15 protein-coding genes and 1 tRNA gene are annotated in these 16,956 nt (G+C 74.3%); 4 read left to right on the top strand and 12 right to left on the bottom strand.

The annotated features are described in order from the left end of the window. Positions 1-25: 25 nt before the first annotated feature. The 11 genes from DQ239_RS10765 to argS form a co-directional block, all read right to left on the bottom strand. Positions 26-667, bottom strand: a complete 642-nt coding sequence (locus tag DQ239_RS10765) for an L-threonylcarbamoyladenylate synthase (RefSeq protein ID WP_113834415.1) — start codon at positions 665-667, stop codon at positions 26-28. Between the two features lie 45 nt (positions 668-712). Next, positions 713-2,179, bottom strand: a complete 1,467-nt coding sequence (locus tag DQ239_RS10760; RefSeq protein ID WP_233489069.1) for a protein kinase — start codon at positions 2,177-2,179, stop codon at positions 713-715. Positions 2,180-2,193: 14 nt separating this feature from the next. Beyond that, positions 2,194-3,048, bottom strand: a complete 855-nt coding sequence (gene prmC, locus DQ239_RS10755; RefSeq protein WP_113834414.1) for a peptide chain release factor N(5)-glutamine methyltransferase — start codon at positions 3,046-3,048, stop codon at positions 2,194-2,196. A gap of 10 nt (positions 3,049-3,058) precedes the next feature. After that, a complete protein-coding gene (prfA, locus tag DQ239_RS10750) occupies positions 3,059-4,129 on the bottom strand; it encodes a peptide chain release factor 1 (RefSeq protein WP_113834413.1) in 1,071 nt (356 codons plus the stop codon). Positions 4,130-4,213: 84 nt separating this feature from the next. Next, entirely contained in the window at positions 4,214-4,447 is a 234-nt protein-coding gene (gene rpmE, locus DQ239_RS10745) for a 50S ribosomal protein L31 (RefSeq protein ID WP_113834412.1), read from the bottom strand. Between the two features lie 145 nt (positions 4,448-4,592). Then, on the bottom strand, positions 4,593-6,611 hold the full coding sequence (gene rho, locus DQ239_RS10740; RefSeq protein WP_348519328.1) for a transcription termination factor Rho: 2,019 nt from the start codon (positions 6,609-6,611) through the stop codon (positions 4,593-4,595). Positions 6,612-6,970: 359 nt separating this feature from the next. Then, entirely contained in the window at positions 6,971-7,906 is a 936-nt protein-coding gene (thrB, locus tag DQ239_RS10735) for a homoserine kinase (RefSeq protein ID WP_113834596.1), read from the bottom strand. Further along, on the bottom strand, positions 7,903-8,979 hold the full coding sequence (gene thrC / locus DQ239_RS10730) for a threonine synthase (RefSeq protein WP_199582876.1): 1,077 nt from the start codon (positions 8,977-8,979) through the stop codon (positions 7,903-7,905). Before thrC ends, thrB begins: the two co-directional genes overlap by 4 nt. Further along, positions 8,976-10,268, bottom strand: coding sequence for a homoserine dehydrogenase (locus DQ239_RS10725; protein WP_113834411.1), 1,293 nt, complete (start codon positions 10,266-10,268; stop codon positions 8,976-8,978). Before DQ239_RS10725 ends, thrC begins: the two co-directional genes overlap by 4 nt. Continuing rightward, positions 10,265-11,746 (bottom strand): diaminopimelate decarboxylase, encoded by a 1,482-nt coding sequence (lysA, locus tag DQ239_RS10720; protein WP_113834410.1) that lies wholly within the window; start codon positions 11,744-11,746, stop codon positions 10,265-10,267. The genes DQ239_RS10725 and lysA overlap by 4 nt, the downstream gene beginning before the upstream one ends. Then, on the bottom strand, positions 11,743-13,404 hold the full coding sequence (gene argS, locus DQ239_RS10715) for an arginine--tRNA ligase (protein WP_113834409.1): 1,662 nt from the start codon (positions 13,402-13,404) through the stop codon (positions 11,743-11,745). Before argS ends, lysA begins: the two co-directional genes overlap by 4 nt. Before the next feature lie 121 nt (positions 13,405-13,525). On the opposite strand from argS, the gene DQ239_RS10710 reads away from it, so the two are divergent. The 4 genes from DQ239_RS10710 (at position 13,526) to DQ239_RS10695 (ending at position 16,145) form a co-directional block, all read left to right on the top strand. Next, positions 13,526-14,344, top strand: a complete 819-nt coding sequence (locus DQ239_RS10710) for a DUF3105 domain-containing protein (protein ID WP_113834408.1) — start codon at positions 13,526-13,528, stop codon at positions 14,342-14,344. Between the two features lie 7 nt (positions 14,345-14,351). Further along, positions 14,352-15,050, top strand: a complete 699-nt coding sequence (locus DQ239_RS10705) for a DUF305 domain-containing protein (protein WP_113834407.1) — start codon at positions 14,352-14,354, stop codon at positions 15,048-15,050. 56 nt (positions 15,051-15,106) lie between these two features. Beyond that, positions 15,107-15,178 (top strand) — tRNA-Arg (locus DQ239_RS10700). Positions 15,179-15,254: 76 nt separating this feature from the next. Continuing rightward, the gene (locus DQ239_RS10695) at positions 15,255-16,145 is read left to right on the top strand and encodes an alpha/beta hydrolase (RefSeq protein ID WP_113834406.1); all 891 of its coding nucleotides are present in this window, start codon (positions 15,255-15,257) and stop codon (positions 16,143-16,145) included. A 21-nt stretch (positions 16,146-16,166) separates the two neighbouring features. Here DQ239_RS10695 and DQ239_RS10690 read toward each other — a convergent pair whose 3' ends face one another. Next, a complete protein-coding gene (locus tag DQ239_RS10690) occupies positions 16,167-16,937 on the bottom strand; it encodes a glucose 1-dehydrogenase (RefSeq protein ID WP_113834405.1) in 771 nt (256 codons plus the stop codon). Positions 16,938-16,956: the final 19 nt, after the last annotated feature.

The raw sequence follows: 16,956 nt of genomic DNA, 5'->3' as shown, positions 1-16,956 counted from the left end.
AGGGTGGGGAGGACGGGGTCCTTCGTCAGTCCGTCAGCTCGGGGACCGCGTCGCGGAGCCGGTCGACCGGGATGGCGCCCACGCGCAGGACCCGCGGCACGGGGCCGGTGCAGTCGACGATCGTGCTGGCCGCGGAGTCGGCGCGCGGTCCGCCGTCGAGCACCACGGCGGCGTGCTCGCCGAGCTGCTCGGCGGCCTCCTGCGCGGTGGTGGCGGCCGGGCGGCCCGAGCGGTTGGCGCTGGACACCGCCAGGGGGCCGGTGCGCCGGAGCAGGTCGCGGGTCAGCTCGTCGTCGGGCAGCCGCACCGCCACCGTGCCCTCGGCGTCCCCGAGGTCCCAGGCCAGTGACGGCGCGTGCTCGACCACCAGCGTGAGGCCGCCGGGCCAGAACGCCTGGGCGAGGGCGGTCGCAGCCGGCGGGGTCTGCAGCACCAGGCCGGCCAGCGTCGAGGCCTCGCCGATCAGCACGGGGACGGGCATGCCTCGGCCACGGTTCTTGGCGGCCAGCAGCCGGGTGACCGCGTTAGGGCTGAACGCGTCGGCGGCCACCCCGTAGACGGTGTCGGTGGGCAGCAGCACCAGCCGGCCGGCAGCGATCGCCTCGGCGGCGGCGTCCAGGCCGGCGGTGCGGCCTTCCGGGTCGGTGCAGTCGTAGATCTCGGCCACGGGGACGAAGTCTGTCACCGACGGGGACGCCCGCAGCGGCCGGTCTCAGTCGCCCTCGTTCCGACCCTTGCCCCGGCCGTTCCCGCGCTCCTCGCGGTCGGCGTTCCCCTTGCCCCGGGCCGCGCCGTCGTCGCCGGCCTCGTCCTCGTCGGCTTCGTCCTCGTCCGCAGGAGCGGGCGCGGGCGCGGGCGCAGGAGCGGGGGCCGGCGGCGGCGCCGTGGCGTAGCTGAGCCGGACCACCGTGTCCGGGGGGAGCGTGCCGGCCGGGGCGACGGCGGTGACCAGGCCCTCGGCCACCTCGCCCGTCTCCACGGCGACGAGCTCGACCCGGAGCCCCTTCCCCACCAGCTCGTCCTCGACCTCCTGGGCCGGCCGGCCGACGAGGTCCACGGCCACGACGTCGACGCCGGCGGGCGTGGTCGGGGCGGCCTCCGGCTGGGTCACCGTGCCGGCGTCGGCCGCTGCCGGGTCGTCCCGGGACGCGAGGGCGAGGACGCCGCCTCCCCCGGCCAGGAGCAGCACCGCCAGCAGCGCGGCCAGCGGCCACCTCCTGCGGTGGGAGCGGGCTGCGGTAGCGGCTCCGTCGGTCACGACCGGCAGGACGGCGGTCGGGGCGGGCGCCGCGGCCCGAGCCGGCGCCACCGGAAGGACGGAGGTCGCGGTCAGCGGTGCCGCGCCCCCGGTGCGGACGGCGTCGATCGCGTCGCGCAGCGCGGCACCGTCCGGATAGCGGGTGGCCGGGTCCTTGGCCATCGCCCGCTCGATCAGCGCACGGACGTCGGGCGGGACCTCGGCCGGCAGCGGGTCGGGCCGGTCGCGGATCTGCATGACCGCGATCTGGACGGCGCTCTCCCCCTCGAACGCTCGCCGTCCGGCCAGGCACTCGTAGCCCACCGTGCCGAGGGCGTAGACGTCGCTGGCCGGGCTCGCGGGCTGCCCGGACGCCTGCTCCGGGGAGAGGTAGTGCGCGGTGCCGAGCACCTGTCCCGTGGCCGTCATCGCGACGCTGGCCGCGGACCGGGCGATGCCGAAGTCGGTGAGCTTGACCCGCCCGTCCGGGGTCACCAGGAGGTTGGCGGGCTTGATGTCGCGGTGCACCACCCCGGCGGCGTGCGCGGCACCGAGACCCTCGGCGGCCTGGCCGAGGACGGCGAGAGTGCGGGCGGCGTCGAGCCGCCCCTCGCGGCGGAGCACGTCGGCCAGCGACTCACCCTCCACGAGCTCCATCACGAGGTAGGCGACCGGCGGTGTGCCGGGGGCTCCCTGCACCTCGCCGTAGTCGAAGACCGCGGCGATGTGCGGATGCACGAGGGTGGCGGCGTGCTGCGCCTCGGCCCGGAAGCGGGCGCGGAAGGTCGGGTCCCCGGCGAACTGGTCGCGGAGCACCTTGACCGCCACCGGGCGGTCGAGCATGGTGTCGCGCCCGCGCCAGACCTGGCCCATGCCACCACCGGCGATCAGCGACCCGAGCCGGTACCGGCCGGCCAGCAGGGTGCCCTGCGATTCCGTCACTGGTCCTCCTCCTGTCAGGCGCGGCGGGCGGTGGTGAACCGGGGGCGACCGGCCAGATCGGGATGGTCCTCGACGGCGGTGAAGCCCCCGTGCGACCGGATCACGGCCGGGAGCGCCGTCCCCTGCTGATCGGCGTGCTCGATACCGAGCCAGCCTCCCGGGCGGAGCAGGCGGGCGGCCACCCCGAGCATGCCGCGCACCACGTCCAGACCGTCGGAGCCGCCCCACAGCGCCAGCGGCGGGTCGTGCTCGGCCACCTCGCGCGGCACGCGCGCCCCGTCGGGCACGTAGGGCGGGTTGGAGACGACGAGGTCGACGCGGCCGTCGAGCTCGGTCAGCAGCTGCGGGTCGGTCATGTCGCCGGCGACGACGCCCACGGGGGTGTCCCGGGCGCCGGCCCGCGCCAGCGCGTTGTGCCGGGTCCAGGCCAGCGCGCCGGGGTCCCGCTCGACGGCGGTGACCCGTGCGCCGGGGTGCTCGTGCGCGATGGACAGCGCGATGGCGCCGGATCCGCTGCCCAGGTCCACCACGAGCGGTCCGTCGATCCCGGACAACCGGGCGAGCGCCCACTCGACGAGCTGCTCGGTCTCCGGCCGCGGCACGAACACGCCCGGGCCCACCGCGAGCTCCAGCAGCCGGAACGGGGCGCGGCCGGTGAGGTGCTGCAGCGGCACGCGGTCCGCCCGCTGCTCGACCAGCGCGTCGAACCGGCCGGCGTCGGCGTCGGCGACGTCGTCCAGCGTCAGCAGGCCGGCGCGGGAGCGCCCGACGACGTGCGCCAGCAGCAGCTCGGCGTCCACCCGGGGTGACTCGACGCCGGCCTCGGAGAGGCGCCGTGCCGCGTCGGCCAGGAGCGTCCTGGGGTTCATCCCGGCCGCCCTAGGACCCGGCCGCCAGCAGCTCTGCGGTGTGCGCGCTGCTCAGCGCGTCGATCACGGCGTCCAGGTCGCCGTCGAGCACCTGGTCGAGGTTGTGCGACTTGTAGCCGACCCGGTGGTCGGAGATGCGGTTCTCCGGGAAGTTGTAGGTGCGCACCCGCTCGCTGCGGTCGACGGTGCGGACCTGGCTGCGGCGCTGGTCGCTGGCGGTGGCGGCGGCCTCCTCGCGGGCGGCGGCGAGCAGCCGGGAGCGCAGCACGCGCAGCGCCGAATCCTTGTTCTGGAGCTGGCTCTTCTCGTTCTGCGAGCTCACCACGATGCCGGTCGGCACGTGGGTGATGCGGACGGCGGAGTCGGTGGTGTTCACGCTCTGCCCGCCGGGGCCCGACGAGCGGAAGACGTCGATGCGCAGGTCGTTCGGGTCGACGGTGACGTCGACCTCCTCGGCCTCGGGCAGCACGAGGACGCCGGCCGCGGAGGTGTGGATGCGGCCCTGGCTCTCGGTGGCCGGCACCCGCTGCACGCGGTGCACGCCCCCCTCGAACTTCAGGCGCGACCAGATGCCCTCGTCGGTGCGCGACTTGATCGCCACCGCGACGTCCTTGTAGCCCCCGAGCTCGGCGTCCTGGGCGTCGAGCACCTCGGTGGCCCAGCCGCGGCGCTCGGCGTACCGCAGGTACATGCGCAGCAGGTCGCCGGCGAAGAGAGCCGATTCCGCGCCGCCCTCCCCCGCCTTGATCTCGAGGATGACGTCCTTGTCGTCGTCGGGATCCTTAGGCAGCAGCTCCTCGGTCAGCCGGTCGGTGAGCTCCTCGATCCGGCGCTCGAGCGCGGTGGCCTCGGCGGCGAAGGAGGCGTCCTCGGCGGCGAGCTCCCGGGCCGTACCCAGGTCGCCGCGGGCCTCGTCGAGGGCGCGCGCGGTCTCGACGAGCGGGGCCAGCCGGGCGTAGCGGCGGCTCAGCCGGCGGGCGCGGGCCTGGTCGCCGTGCACGGCGGGGTCGGCGAGCTCCTGCTCCAGCGACGCGTGCTCGGCGAGCAGGCTCGCCAGCCGGTCGGGTGCGGGGCTGCTCACGGGGTCACTCCTGGGGTGTGTCGGGTCCGGACACGACGACGGCGCCCGCCCCACCGCGAGGTGGGACGGGCGCCGTCGGAGGTGCTACTTGTCGGCCGAGGCCTCGGCGGCGTTGCGCTTGCCGAACCGCTTCTCGAAGCGGGCGACGCGGCCACCGGTGTCGAGGATGCGCTGCTTGCCGGTGTAGAAGGGGTGGCAGGCCGAGCAGGTCTCGACGGTGAGGGTGCCCGTCGGCGAGGTGCTACGGGTGGTGAAGGTGTTGCCGCAGCCGCAGGTCACGGTGGTGACGTTGTAGGCCGGGTGGATGTCGGGCTTCATATCGCCTCTTCTGCGGAAGTCTGTGCCGTGCATGTGGTGGAACGCCGTCCGCCGGCAGAAATTCCGGGGCGGCCTCGGCCGACCAGTCTCCCAGATCGGGACACCGGACGGGCAGGCCCCCCTGCCGGAGCAGGGGGGCCCGTGCTCAGTCCTTCTCCGGACCCAGCGTCGTCTTCTGGATCTGCATGAGGAACTCGACGTTGTTGCGCGTCTTCTTCAGCTTGTCCAGGAGCAGCTCGAGGGCCTGCTGCGGCTCGAGCGCGGCGAGCACCCGGCGCAGCTTGATGACGATGGCCAGCTCATCGGGCGACATGAGGATCTCCTCCTTGCGCGTGCCCGACGCGTTGACGTCGACGGCCGGGAAGATCCGCTTGTCCGCCAGCCGGCGGTCCAGCTTGATCTCCGCGTTACCGGTGCCCTTGAACTCCTCGAAGATGACCGTGTCCATCGTGGAGCCGGTCTCGACCAGCGCCGAGGCGATGATCGTGAGCGAGCCGCCGTTCTCGATGTTGCGGGCAGCACCCAGGAAGCGCTTGGGCGGGTAGAGCGCCGTGGAGTCGACACCACCGGAGAGGATGCGCCCGCTGGCGGGTGCCGCCAGGTTGTAGGCGCGGCCCAGCCGGGTGATCGAGTCCAGCAGGACGACGACGTCGTGGCCCATCTCGACCAGGCGCTTGGCCCGCTCGATGGAGAGCTCGGCGACCGTGGTGTGGTCCGACGGCGGCCGGTCGAAGGTCGAGGCGATGACCTCGCCCTTCACCGAGCGCTGCATGTCGGTGACCTCTTCGGGCCGCTCGTCGACCAGCACCACCATGAGGTGGCACTCCGGGTTGTTCGTGGTGATGGCGTTGGCCAGCGACTGCAGCACCATCGTCTTGCCCGCCTTCGGGGGCGAGACGATCAGGGCGCGCTGCCCCTTGCCGATCGGCATCACCAGGTCGATGACCCGGGTGGTCAGCAGGTGCGGATCGGTCTCCAGCCGCAGGCGCTCCTGCGGGTAGAGCGGGGTCAGCTTGGTGAACTCGGGGCGGTTCTTCGCCTGCTCCGGGTCCAGCCCGTTGACCGTGTCCAGCCGCACCAGCGCGTTGTACTTGTCCTTGCGCTCGCCCTCGCGGGGCTGGCGGACGGCGCCGGTGATGGCGTCACCACGGCGCAGGCCGTAGCGGCGCACCTGCGACAGCGACACGTAGACGTCGTTGGGGCCGGTGAGGTAGCCCGACGTCCGGACGAACGCGTAGTTGTCCAGCACGTCGAGGATGCCGGCGACGGGCAGCAGGACGTCGTCCTCGCTGATCGTCGGCTCGCCCTGGTCGAAGCGGTCGCGGCCGCCCATGCCGGAGCCGCGCTTGTTCCGGTCGCGGTAGCGGCGGCCCCGGCGGCCGCGGCCGCCCTCGAAGTCGTCGTCGTCCTCGTCGGGGTTCCGGCCGTCGGTGCGGTTGTCGGGCCGGTTGCCCGGCCGGCCGTCGCGGTCGGTGCGCTCGCCACGGTCGGGTCCGCGGTTGCCGTCGCGGCCGGCCCGGTCACCCCGGTCGTTGCCGTCCCGGTTGCCGCCGTCGCGGTTGCCGTTGTCGCGGTTGCCGCGGTCGGGACGGTCACCCCGCTCGGCGCGCTCGCCCCGGTCGCCGCCCTCGCGGGGGCTCCCGTCGCGGCCGCCCTCGCGGTTGCCGTCCCGGTCGCCGCGGTTGCGGTTGCGGTCCCGGTTGCGCTGCGGACGGTCGCCGTCGCGCTGGTCGGTGTCGGACTGCTCGCCGTCCCGCGGGCCGCTGTCGGCAGGCGCGGTGTCGGCCGGGGTGATGTCGACGTCGGCACGGCTCTCGGCGCCGGTGTCGGCGGCCGGCGCGGTGGTCGTCGCCGCCGACGGGGAGCCGGCCGGGCGGCTGGCGCCGCGACGGGTCCGGGTCGGGCGCGCCTCGGTGTCGCCACCGGTGAGGGGGCCGCCGTTGGCGCCCCCGCTGATCGGCGCCTCGAGCGGCGCCGCCGTGGCGGCCACGCCGCGCGCACGGTCGGCGCCGGCGTCGTCCTGGCTCTCGGTCCGGGGGGCCGGGGCGCCGGTGTCGCCCACCTGGCGGGCGGAGATGGCGGCGACGAGGTCGCCCTTGCGCATCCGCCCGGTACCGGGGATGCCCAGCTCGGAGGCCAGGCGCTGCAGCTCGGGCAGCAGCATGCCGGCCAGGCCGGTGCCGCGGCGCCGGGCTCGGCCCGCCGTCTCAGGAGCGGCGGGTGCCTCGCTCGTGCCGGCGGCGTCCTGCGCGCCCGTCACGGCGAGGTCGGTGCTTTCGCTCACGTACAGGTCCTTCCCTGCGGTGACCTGCGCGTTCCAGCGCAGGGGGTGCACCGCTCCGTGCGGACCCGGGCATGAGGCGGGGGCCCTGATGAGGAGCGGGTGGAGAATGTGGAGCGGATCAGCGGTGCAATCGCCGGCGTCGGCCCCACGCGAGGCTCGCCCGAAGTGGGCGGCTACGCCGTGAGCCTAGACGCGGCTCACGGACAGGACAACACCGGTGTGTTCCAGCGTGTTCCTCGTTACCGAGAAGATACCTCTCCGACGGGCCGGTCCACACGGGCCCCGGTGGGGTCGACGTCGAGCGGCAGCACCGTCCAGCCCTCGATAGCCGCCCTCGTGACGGCCTGCACCTCGCCGAGCTCGTCGGCCCCGCGGCGGGCGAGGACCAGCACCGACGGACCGGCGCCGGAGATCACGGCGGCGTGCCCGGCTGCCCGCAGCCGGTCGACGAGGGCCAGCGAGGCCGGCATCGCGGCGGTGCGCTGGCGCTGGTGCAGCCGGTCCTCGGTGGCCTCGAGCAGCCGCGTCCCGGAGGTCAGGGCGTGCACGAGCAGCGCGGACCGGCCGGCGTTGAAGGCGGCGTCGGCGTGCGGCACGACGTCGGGCAGCAGACCGCGGGCCACCTCGGTGGACAGCGTCGCATCGGGCACCAGGACGATCGGCTGGACGTCGTCGTGCACGGGCAGGCTGTCCGCGCCCACGCCCCGCTCCCCCGTCCAGGACAACGTCAGCCCGCCGAGCAGGCAGGCCGCGACGTTGTCCGGGTGTCCCTCCAGCTCGGTGGTCAGCCGCAGGACGGCGTCCCCGTCGACGGTGTCGACGTCCGGGCAGAGCGACCAGGCGGCGAGCACCCCGGCCACGACGGCGGCCGCCGAGGACCCCATGCCACGGCCCTGCGGGATCGCGTTGCGCGCCGACAGGTGCAGGCCGGACGGCGTCCAGCCGAGCTCGGCGCTCGCGGCCCGGAAGGCCCGGACCACGAGGTGCGATTCGTCGGTGGGCAGCTCACCGGCGCCGGCGCCGTCGATCTCGACGGTGAGGCCGTCGGGCACGAGGGCGAAGTCGAGGACATCGTGGTGGGTGAGCGCGAGCCCGGCGCAGTCGAACGCCGGCCCGAGGTTGGCGCTGGTGGCCGGCACGCGCACGGTGACCCGCCCGGCGTCCGGCCCGCTCACAGGCCGAGCCGGGTGGCGGCCGCCGCCGCGTCGACCGGGATGGTGGTCGGCGCCGGCGCACCGGAGATCGCCCACTCCGGGTCCTTGAGGCCGTTGCCCGTGACGGTGCAGACGATCCGCTGCCCCGGCTCGAGCTCGCCGGCGGCCGCGACCTGCAGCAGACCCGCGACCGAGGCCGCGGACGCGGGCTCGACGAACACCGCCTCGCTGCGGGCCAGCAGCCGGTAGGCCGACAGGATGGCGCGGTCGGTGACGGCGTCGATCCGCCCGCCGGAGTCGTCGCGCGCGGCCAGCGCCTTGGTCCAGGAGGCCGGGTTACCGATCCGGATCGCGGTGGCGATGGTGCTCGGGTTCTCCACCACGGCACCGTTCACGATCGGTGCGGCACCCGCGGCCTGGAAGCCCCACATCTTCGGCGTGCGCGTGGCGGTGCCGTCGGCGGCGTACTCGCGGTAGCCCTGCCAGTAGGCGGTGATGTTGCCGGCGTTGCCGACCGGAAGGCAGTGGATGTCAGGGGCGTCGCCGAGCACGTCGACGATCTCGAACGAGGCGGTCTTCTGCCCCTCGATGCGGAACTGGTTGACGCTGTTGACCAGGCTCACCGGGTAGTCGATGGCCAGCTTGCTCGCCAGCGCGAGGCAGTCGTCGAAGTTGCCCTCGACCTGCAGCAGCTGCGCGCCGTGCACCAGCGCCTGGGCGAGCTTGCCCATCGCGATCTTGCCCTGGGGCACCAGCACGGCGCAGGTGAGGCCGGCGCGCGCGGCGTAGGCGGCGGCGCTGGCGCTGGTGTTGCCCGTGGAGGCGCAGATGACCGCCTTGGCGCCCTCCTCGACGGCCTTGGTGATGGCCATCGTCATCCCGCGGTCCTTGAAGGAGCCCGTCGGGTTGGCGCCCTCGACCTTGAGGTAGACCTCGCAGCCGGTGCGGCTGGAGAGCTCGCGGGCGTGCACCAGCGGCGTCGCGCCCTCGTGCAGCGTGACCACCGGCGTGGCGTCGGTGACCGGCAGCCGCGACCGGTAGGCCTCGATCAGCCCCGGCCACCCCGGGGACACCTTGGTCGGCGAGACGCTCATGACAGACCCTCCACGCGCAGGACGCTGGTGACGCCGCGGACCACGGGCATGTCCCGCAGGGCGGCGATGGTGGCGGACAGCGCTGCATCGGGCGCGCTGTGCGTGACGATGACCAGCGTGGCGGCGTCGCCGTGGCCGGTCTGGCGGACGGTGGAGATGCTCACGTGCTGCCGCGCGAACTCCTGCGCGACGCCGGCCAGGACGCCCGGCTTGTCCGCCACGTCGAGGCTGACGTGGTAGCGGGTCGGGGTCTCGGCCATGGGCCGGACGGCGAGGTCGGCGTAGCCGGTGGGGCCCTGGCCCGAGGCGCCGGCCACCCGGTTGCGCGCCACGGCCACGAGGTCGCCGAGGACGGCGCTGGCGGTGGGCTCCCCGCCGGCGCCCTGGCCGTAGAACATCAGCTGCCCGGCGGCCTCGGCCTCGACGAAGACGGCGTTGAACGCGCCGCCGACCGAGGCCAAGGGGTGGGCCGTCGGGATCATCGCCGGGTGCACGCGGACCGCCACGGAGTCCCCGGTGCCGTTCGGCACGCGCTCGCAGATGGCCAGCAGCTTCACGGTGCAGCCGATCTCGGCGGCACGGGCGACGTCGGTGGCCGAGACCGCGGAGATGCCCTCGCGGTGCACGTCGGCCGACGACACCGGGGTGTGGAAGGCCAGCGAGGCGAGGATGGCCGCCTTGGCCGCGGCGTCGAAACCGTCGACGTCGGCGGTCGGGTCGGCCTCGGCGTACCCGAGCTCGGTCGCCTCGGCCAGCGCCTCGGCGAAGCCGGCACCGGTCTCGGCCATGCGCGAGAGGATGTAGTTCGTCGTGCCGTTGACGATGCCCACGACCCGGCGCAGCTGGTCACCGGCCAGTGACTCGCGGAGCGGCCGCAGCAGCGGGATCGCCCCGGCGACGGCGGCCTCGTAGTACAGGTCGACCCCGGCCTTGGCCGCGGCGGCGTGCAGGGCCGGGCCGTCCTCGGCCAGCAGCGCCTTGTTCGCGCTGACCACCGACTTGCCCGCCTCGAACGCCGCGTACATCAGGCTGCGGGCCGGCTCGATCCCGCCGATGACCTCGACCACCAGGTCGACGTCGTCCCGGCGCACCAGCGCGGCGGAGTCGGTGGTCAGCAGGTGCTGCGGGACGTCGGGGTGGTGCGCGGGGCGGCGCACGGCGATGCCGGCGACCTCGATCGGCCGGCCGATGCGGGCGGCGAGGTCGTCCGCCTGCTCCTCGACCAGCCGCAGGACCGCGCTGCCGACGGTGCCGCAGCCCAGCAGCGCCACCCGCAACGGCGCCGTCACGACCGGGCTCCGACGGCCGGCTGGGACGGCGGGACGGACGGTGCGGGCACGTCGGCGAGGACGGCGTCGAGGGCGAACACGTCGGACAGTGTCTGACGGCGGACGATCTCGGTGGCGACGGCGTCCCGCACGGCCACCACCGGCGGCTTGAGCAGGTAGTTGTAGTTGCTCGCCATCGACCAGCAGTAGGCGCCGGTCGCGGCCACCGCCAGCAGGTCGCCGGGCGCGACGTCGGAGGGCAGCCAGAGGTCGCGGACCAGGATGTCGCCGCTCTCGCAGTGCTTCCCGACCACGCGGCACAGCGCCGGCGGGGCGTCGGAGACGCGGTTGGCCAGCACGCAGGTGTAGTCGGCGTCGTACAGCGCCGTGCGGATGTTGTCGCTCATCCCGCCGTCGACCGACACGTAGTTGCGCACCGCCGGGGCCCCCGGACCGCCACCGGACCCGAGCCGCACCGGCTTGATGGTGCCGATCTCGTACAGCGTCACCGTGCCGGGACCGGCGATCGCGCGGCCCGGCTCGACGGCCAGCCGCGGCACCGGCAGGCCGAGGGCCGCGCACTCCGCCGCGACGACCGACCGGAGCCGGGTGGCGACGTCGTCGGCAGCGACCGGGTCGTCCTCGGCCAGGTAGGCGATGCCGAAGCCGCCGCCGAGGTTCAGCTCGCCCAGCAGCTCGCCGGTGGCCTGGTGGATCTGGCCGAGCAGCCCGACCACCCGGTGCGCGGCCGCCTCGAAGCCGGCGGTGTCGAAGATCTGCGAGCCGATGTGGCTGTGCAGCCCGGCCAGCCGCAGCGCCGGCTCGCGGATGACCCGCACCGCCGCCGTCAGCGCGTCGCCGGTGGCCAGGGAGAAGCCGAACTTCTGGTCCTCGTGGGCGGTGGCGATGAACTCGTGGGTGTGCGCCTCGATGCCGACCGTCGAGCGGATCAGCACGGGGACCGGCGTCCCGCCGGCGGCCACCCGGGCCTCGGCCAGCGGGACGAGCCGGTCGATCTCGTCGAAGGAGTCGAGCACGATGTGCCCGATCTCCGAGTCGACCGCCAGCCGCAGCTCGACCAGCGACTTGTTGTTGCCGTGCAGGGCGATCCGCTCGGCCGGGAAGCCGGCGGCCAGCGCCAGCGACAGCTCGTTGCCGCTGCACGCGTCCAGGTGCAGCCCGTCCTCGGCGATCCACCGGGCCACCTGACCGCAGAGGAACGCCTTGGAGGCGTAGTGGACGTCGGCGTCGGCGAAGGCCGACGCGAAGTCCGCCGCCCGGCCGCGGAAGTCGGCCTCGTCGAGGACGAACAGCGGGGTGCCGTGCTCGCGGGCGAGGTCGGTGACGGCGCGCCCGGCGATGTGCAGCTCGCCGTCGACCCGGGTGGCCGACCGCGGCCACACCTGCGGGTCGAGGGCACCCAGCTCCGCCGGCGGCGCGCCGGCCGGGCTGGGCTGCTGGATGGTGCCGTGCAGCGGACCGGCGGGATGCGCTCTCACATCCGCTCCGGTGCGCTCACGCCGAGGACGGCCAGTCCGTTGCGCAGGACGGTGGCGGTCGCCGCGCACACCCACAGCCGGGCGGTGGTGAGCGACGTGACCTCCTCGTCGCCGCGGGGCAGCACGCGGCACGAGTCGTAGAAGCGGTGGTAGGTGCCGGCCAGCTCCTCGAGGTACCGGGCGACGCGGTGCGGCGCGCGCAGCTCGGCGGCGGCGGTGAGGACCCGCGGGAACTCGCCGATCGCGCGCAGCAGGTCGTTCTCCCGCTCGTGGACCAGCGCGGCGACGTCGACGTCGCCGGCCTCGCCGAGCGAGATGCCGAGGTCGGCCGCGTTGCGCAGCAGCGAGGCGATCCGGGCGTGCGCGTACTGCACGTAGAAGACCGGGTTGTCGTTGGTCCTGCGGCTCCACAGGTCCAGGTCGAGGTCGATCTGCTGGTCGACCGAGGCGCGGGCGAGCGCGTAGCGGGCGGCGTCGGCGCCGACGGCCTCCACCAGGTCCTCGAGGAGGACGACGGTGCCGGCGCGCTTGCTCATCCGCACCGGCTCGCCGTCCCGGACCAGGTTCACCAGCTGGCCGAGGAGGATCTCGAGGTTGCGCTCGGGGTCGTCCCCCACCGCCGCCGACAGCGCCTTGTACCGGCCGACGTAGCCGGCGTGGTCGGCGCCGAGCATGATCACGACCTTGTCGAAGCCGCGGTCGCGCTTGTCCAGGTAGTACGCGCAGTCGGCCGCGAAGTACGTGGGGGAACCGTCGCTCTTGATCAGCGGCCGGTCCTTGTCGTCACCGAAGTCGGTGGTCCGCAGCCAGACCGCGCCGTCGGCCTCGTAGACGTGGCCGTTCTCCCGCAGCCTCGCGATCGCCTTGTCCAGCGCTCCGCTCTCGTGCAGCGTCCGCTCGCTGAAGTAGACGTCGAAGACCACGCCGAACTCGGCCAGCGTCCGCTTGATCTCGGCGAACATCAGCTCGACGCCGCGCACGCGGAAGCGCTCCCGCTGCTCGTCCTCGGGCAGCTCGAGCAGCCCCGGCTCGGCGGCGACCACCTGCTGGGCGATCTCGGCGATGTAGTCGCCCGCGTAGCCGTCGTCGGGCACGGGACGGCCGTGGGCGGCGGCCATGAGGCTGAGGGCGAACCGGTCGATCTGCGCCCCGGCGTCGTTGAAGTAGTACTCCCGCGTGACCGTGGCGCCGCTGGCCTCGAGCAGCCGGCCCAGTGCGTCGCCCACCGCCGCCCAGCGGGTGCCACCGATGTGGACCGGGCCGGTGGGGTTGGCCGAGACGAACTCCAGGTTCAGCTTCTGCCCGGCCAGGGTGTCGGTGCGGCCGTACGCCGGGCCCGCGGTCACCGCCTGCACCGCGATGGTGCCGAGCGCCCCGGAGGCCAGCGTGATGTTGAGGAACCCGGGACCGGCGACGTCGACCCGCGCGATGCCCTCGTGCTCCTGCAGCTCCGCGGCCAGCAGCTCGGCGACCTCGCGGGGCGGCCGGCCGGCGGGCTTGGCCAGCCGGAGCGCGACGTTGGTGGCGTAGTCGCCGTGCTCGGGGTTCTTGGGTCGCTCGACGAGGACCTCGGCCGGCACCTCGACGGGCAGCGCGCCGCGGTCGACGACCGCCCGCACGGCGGAGGAGACGACGTCCTGCAACTGCTCCGGTGTCACCGCACGAGCGTACTGACCGGCCCGGGCCGCCTCGGTGCCCCCGCCCGGCGGATCCAGGGAACGCCCAGCTGCGCGACCTAGACTCCCCAGCGCATCGTGCACCCCGCATCGAGGAGTCTCCTTGGCCAAGGACCGCAAGCCCGACGACGCCCGCCCCCGCGGCGGCGCTACCCGGTCCGGAGGCGGCAACCCGAACCGGGCCCGAACGGGCGGCAGGAACGGCCGGACCCGCCCGCCGACGCAGGTCGTGGCCAACGCCCACCGGCGCCCGTGGGGCCTCATCGCCGGTGCGGTCGCCGTCGTGGTGTTCGCCGCCGCGGTCATCTCCTACGCCGTGGTGCAGGTGAACGCGGCCAACGCCAACCGGCTCGAGTCGATCGAGGAGATCAGCGGCGTCGAGGCCGCCGACTACTCCCCCGGTCAGGACCACGTCACGACCGAGGTGGACTACAACGAGTCGCCGCCCGTCGGCGGCCCGCACGACGGCAACTGGGCCGACTGCACCGGCACGGTCTACGACGTCGACATCCGGCACGAGAACGCCGTGCACAGCCTCGAGCACGGCGCCGTGTGGATCACCTACAACCCCGACGAGGTCTCCGACGCCGACGTCGACACCCTCGCCGAGCTGGTCGACGGCGAGTCCGGCCGGATGCTCTCGCCCTACGTCGGCCTGGACTCCCCGATCAGCCTCCAGTCGTGGAACCACCAGCTCAAGGTGGACAGCGTCGACGACGAGCGGGTCGAGCAATTCGCCGACTTCATGACCTTCAACCGCTCGCCGTACGGCGACGACTCCGACAAGAACGAGGCGCTGGCCTTCCCCGAGCCCGGCGCCTCCTGCGAGAACCCGGCCTTCGCCGCCGAGCCGCTGGTCGAGGGCGACCAGAGCAGCCCGGTCGGCCCGAGCGACGCACCGTCGTCGGAGGAGCAGGGCTGACCCGCGCATGACGACGACCGAGCGCCCCGACGCACCCGAGGTGGTGGACGACCTGGACACCGATACCGGCCGGAGCGGCCGTCCGCTGCGCGTGGCGCTCATGGCGGTCATCGCCGTCGGGCTGGTGCTGCTCGGCGGCGGGCTGGCGGTCGCGCTGGGCATCGGCCGCACCGAGACCCCGGACGCCGACTCGGTGGCGGCCGGTTTCGCCCGGGACATGAGCCGCCACCACCTCCAGGGCGTCGAGATGGCCAACCTGGTGGCCGACCGCAGCGAGGACGCGGAGGTCCGCCAGCTCGCCTTCGACATCTCGGCCACCCAGACGAACCAGGCCGGCCGCATGCAGGGCTGGCTGGCGCTGTGGGAGGTGCCGCAGAGCGGCGGCGACACCATGGCCTGGATGACCGAGGGCGACCACGGCCACGACATGACCGCGGACGGCGGGCTGATGCCCGGGATGGCGACCGAGGAGGAGCTGGCGAACCTGCGGGAGCTCCGCGGGACGGCGTTCGACGTCGAGTTCCTCCGGCTGATGATCCGGCACCACCAGGGCGGGTTCGACATGGCCGAGTACGCCGCCGAGCACGCGGAGGTGCCGGCGGTGCGCGACCTGGCGCAGGCGATCGCCGGCGCCCAGTCCGCCGAGACCCGGACGATGGCGACCCTGCTCACCGCGCGGGGCGGGACGCCGCTGCCGGCTCCCTGAGGCCCTCCGCCCTGCGCCCCGGCGGAGGCTGATAGGTTCGTCCGCGAACGAGACGAGCCCCCGTAGCTCAGGGGATAGAGCACCGCCCTCCGGAGGCGGGTGCGCAGGTTCGAATCCTGCCGGGGGCACTCTTCTCTCCTTCCGCGCCGGCCCGGTCCGGGGCAGTGATCGGCGTCTCGTCCGGCTGCACTAGGTTGCGCGGACATGCAGAGCAGCGGCATCACGAAGACAGGCGTCGGCGACATCGAACTGGCCCACGAGACCTTCGGCGACCGCGGCAGCACGCCGCTGCTGCTGATCAGCGGCCTGGGCTCGCAGATGATCAGCTACCCCGACGAGCTGTGCGAGGGCCTCGCGGCGCAGGGCCTGTTCGTCATCCGCTTCGACAACCGCGACGTCGGGCTGTCCACCCATCTGCACGCCGCCGGCACGCCCCGCCTCGGCGACGTCCGCCGCGGGGACCGCTCGTCGATCCGGTACGAGCTGGCCGACATGGCGGCCGACGCCGCGGGGCTGATCGAGGCGCTCGGCCTGGACTCGGTGCACGTCGTCGGGGTGTCGATGGGCGGGATGATCGCCCAGCGGCTCGCCATCACGTACCCCGAGCGGGTGCGCAGCCTCACCTCGATCATGTCCACCACCGGGGACCGCACGGTGGGCGGAGCGTCCGAGGCGGCTCAGGCGGTGCTCTACGCGCCGCCGGCCCAGGACCGGGACGGCGCGATCGAGCGCCAGCTCCAGACCTCGCGGGTCATCGGCTCTCCCAGCTTCCCGCTCGACGAGGACGCCGTCCGCGCGCGGGCCGGCCTGGCCTTCGACCGCGGGCACGACCCGGCCGGGGTGGCCCGCCAGCTGGCCGCCATCGTCGCCAGCCCCGACCGGACCGCGGACCTCGGCCGGCTGTCGATGCCCACCCTGGTGATCCACGGGTCGGACGACGCCCTGGTGAACGTGTCGGGCGGCCGCGCCACCGCGGCGGCGGTCCCGGGCGCCGAGCTGGTCGTCATCGACGGCATGGGGCACGACCTGCCCCGTCCGCTCTGGCCGGAGCTGACCGAGCGGATCGCCGCGCACGTCAAGCGCGCCGAGGGCTGACCCGCCCGGCCGGCGGCTCCGTCAGCTGGTGAGCATCCCGCCCTCGACGGGCAGGGTCGTGCCGGTGACGTAGCCGCCGGCGTCGCTCACCAGGAAGATGAGCGCCGCCGCGAGCTCCTCGGGGTGCCCCTTGCGACCCACCAGGATGCGGGGCAGCTGCGAGTCAATGTACTGCTCGGGGTAGGCGTCGGTCATCTCCGAGGTGAAGAAGCCGGGAGCGAGGGCGTTGACCCGGATGCCCTTGCGCCCGGTCCACTGCTGGGCGAGGTCGCGGGTCAGACCGATGAGCCCCGCCTTGCTCGCGGAGTAGGCGGCCTGCGGCAGCCCGGCCGTGGTCAGGCCGAGCATGCTGGAGATGTTGACGATCGAGCTGCCCGGCTGCATGACGCGGCCGCACGCCTGCGCCATCCAGTAGCAGCCGTTGAGGTTGACGTCGATGACCTGGCGGAACTGTTCGGGCGTCTCCCGGGTCGCCGGGTACGCGGTGCCGACCCCGGCGTTGTTGACCAGGATGTCGACCCGGCCGAACTCGGCCATGGCAGCCTCGACCAGCGCCGTGCAGTCCTCCGGCACGGCGACGTCGGTGCGGACGGCGAGCGCCCGCCGACTGGTCTCCTCCACCGCGCGCTGGGTGTCGGCCAGCCGGTCCACCCGCCGGGCCCCGAGGACGACGTCGGCGCCGGCCTCGGCCAGGGCGCGCGCGAACACCGCCCCGAGCCCGGAGGAGGCCCCCGTGACGACGGCGACGCGGCCGTCGAGGCGGAACAGGTCCAGGATCGTGCGCTCGGTCACCGCCCGAACCTAGCGGAGG

It is taken from the genome of Blastococcus sp. TF02-09 (genome assembly GCF_003319105.1).
Lineage (GTDB): Bacteria > Actinomycetota > Actinomycetes > Mycobacteriales > Geodermatophilaceae > Blastococcus.
The sequence above is the reverse complement of the archived record's forward strand: the minus strand, read 5'-3'. Positions and strand labels throughout refer to the sequence as shown.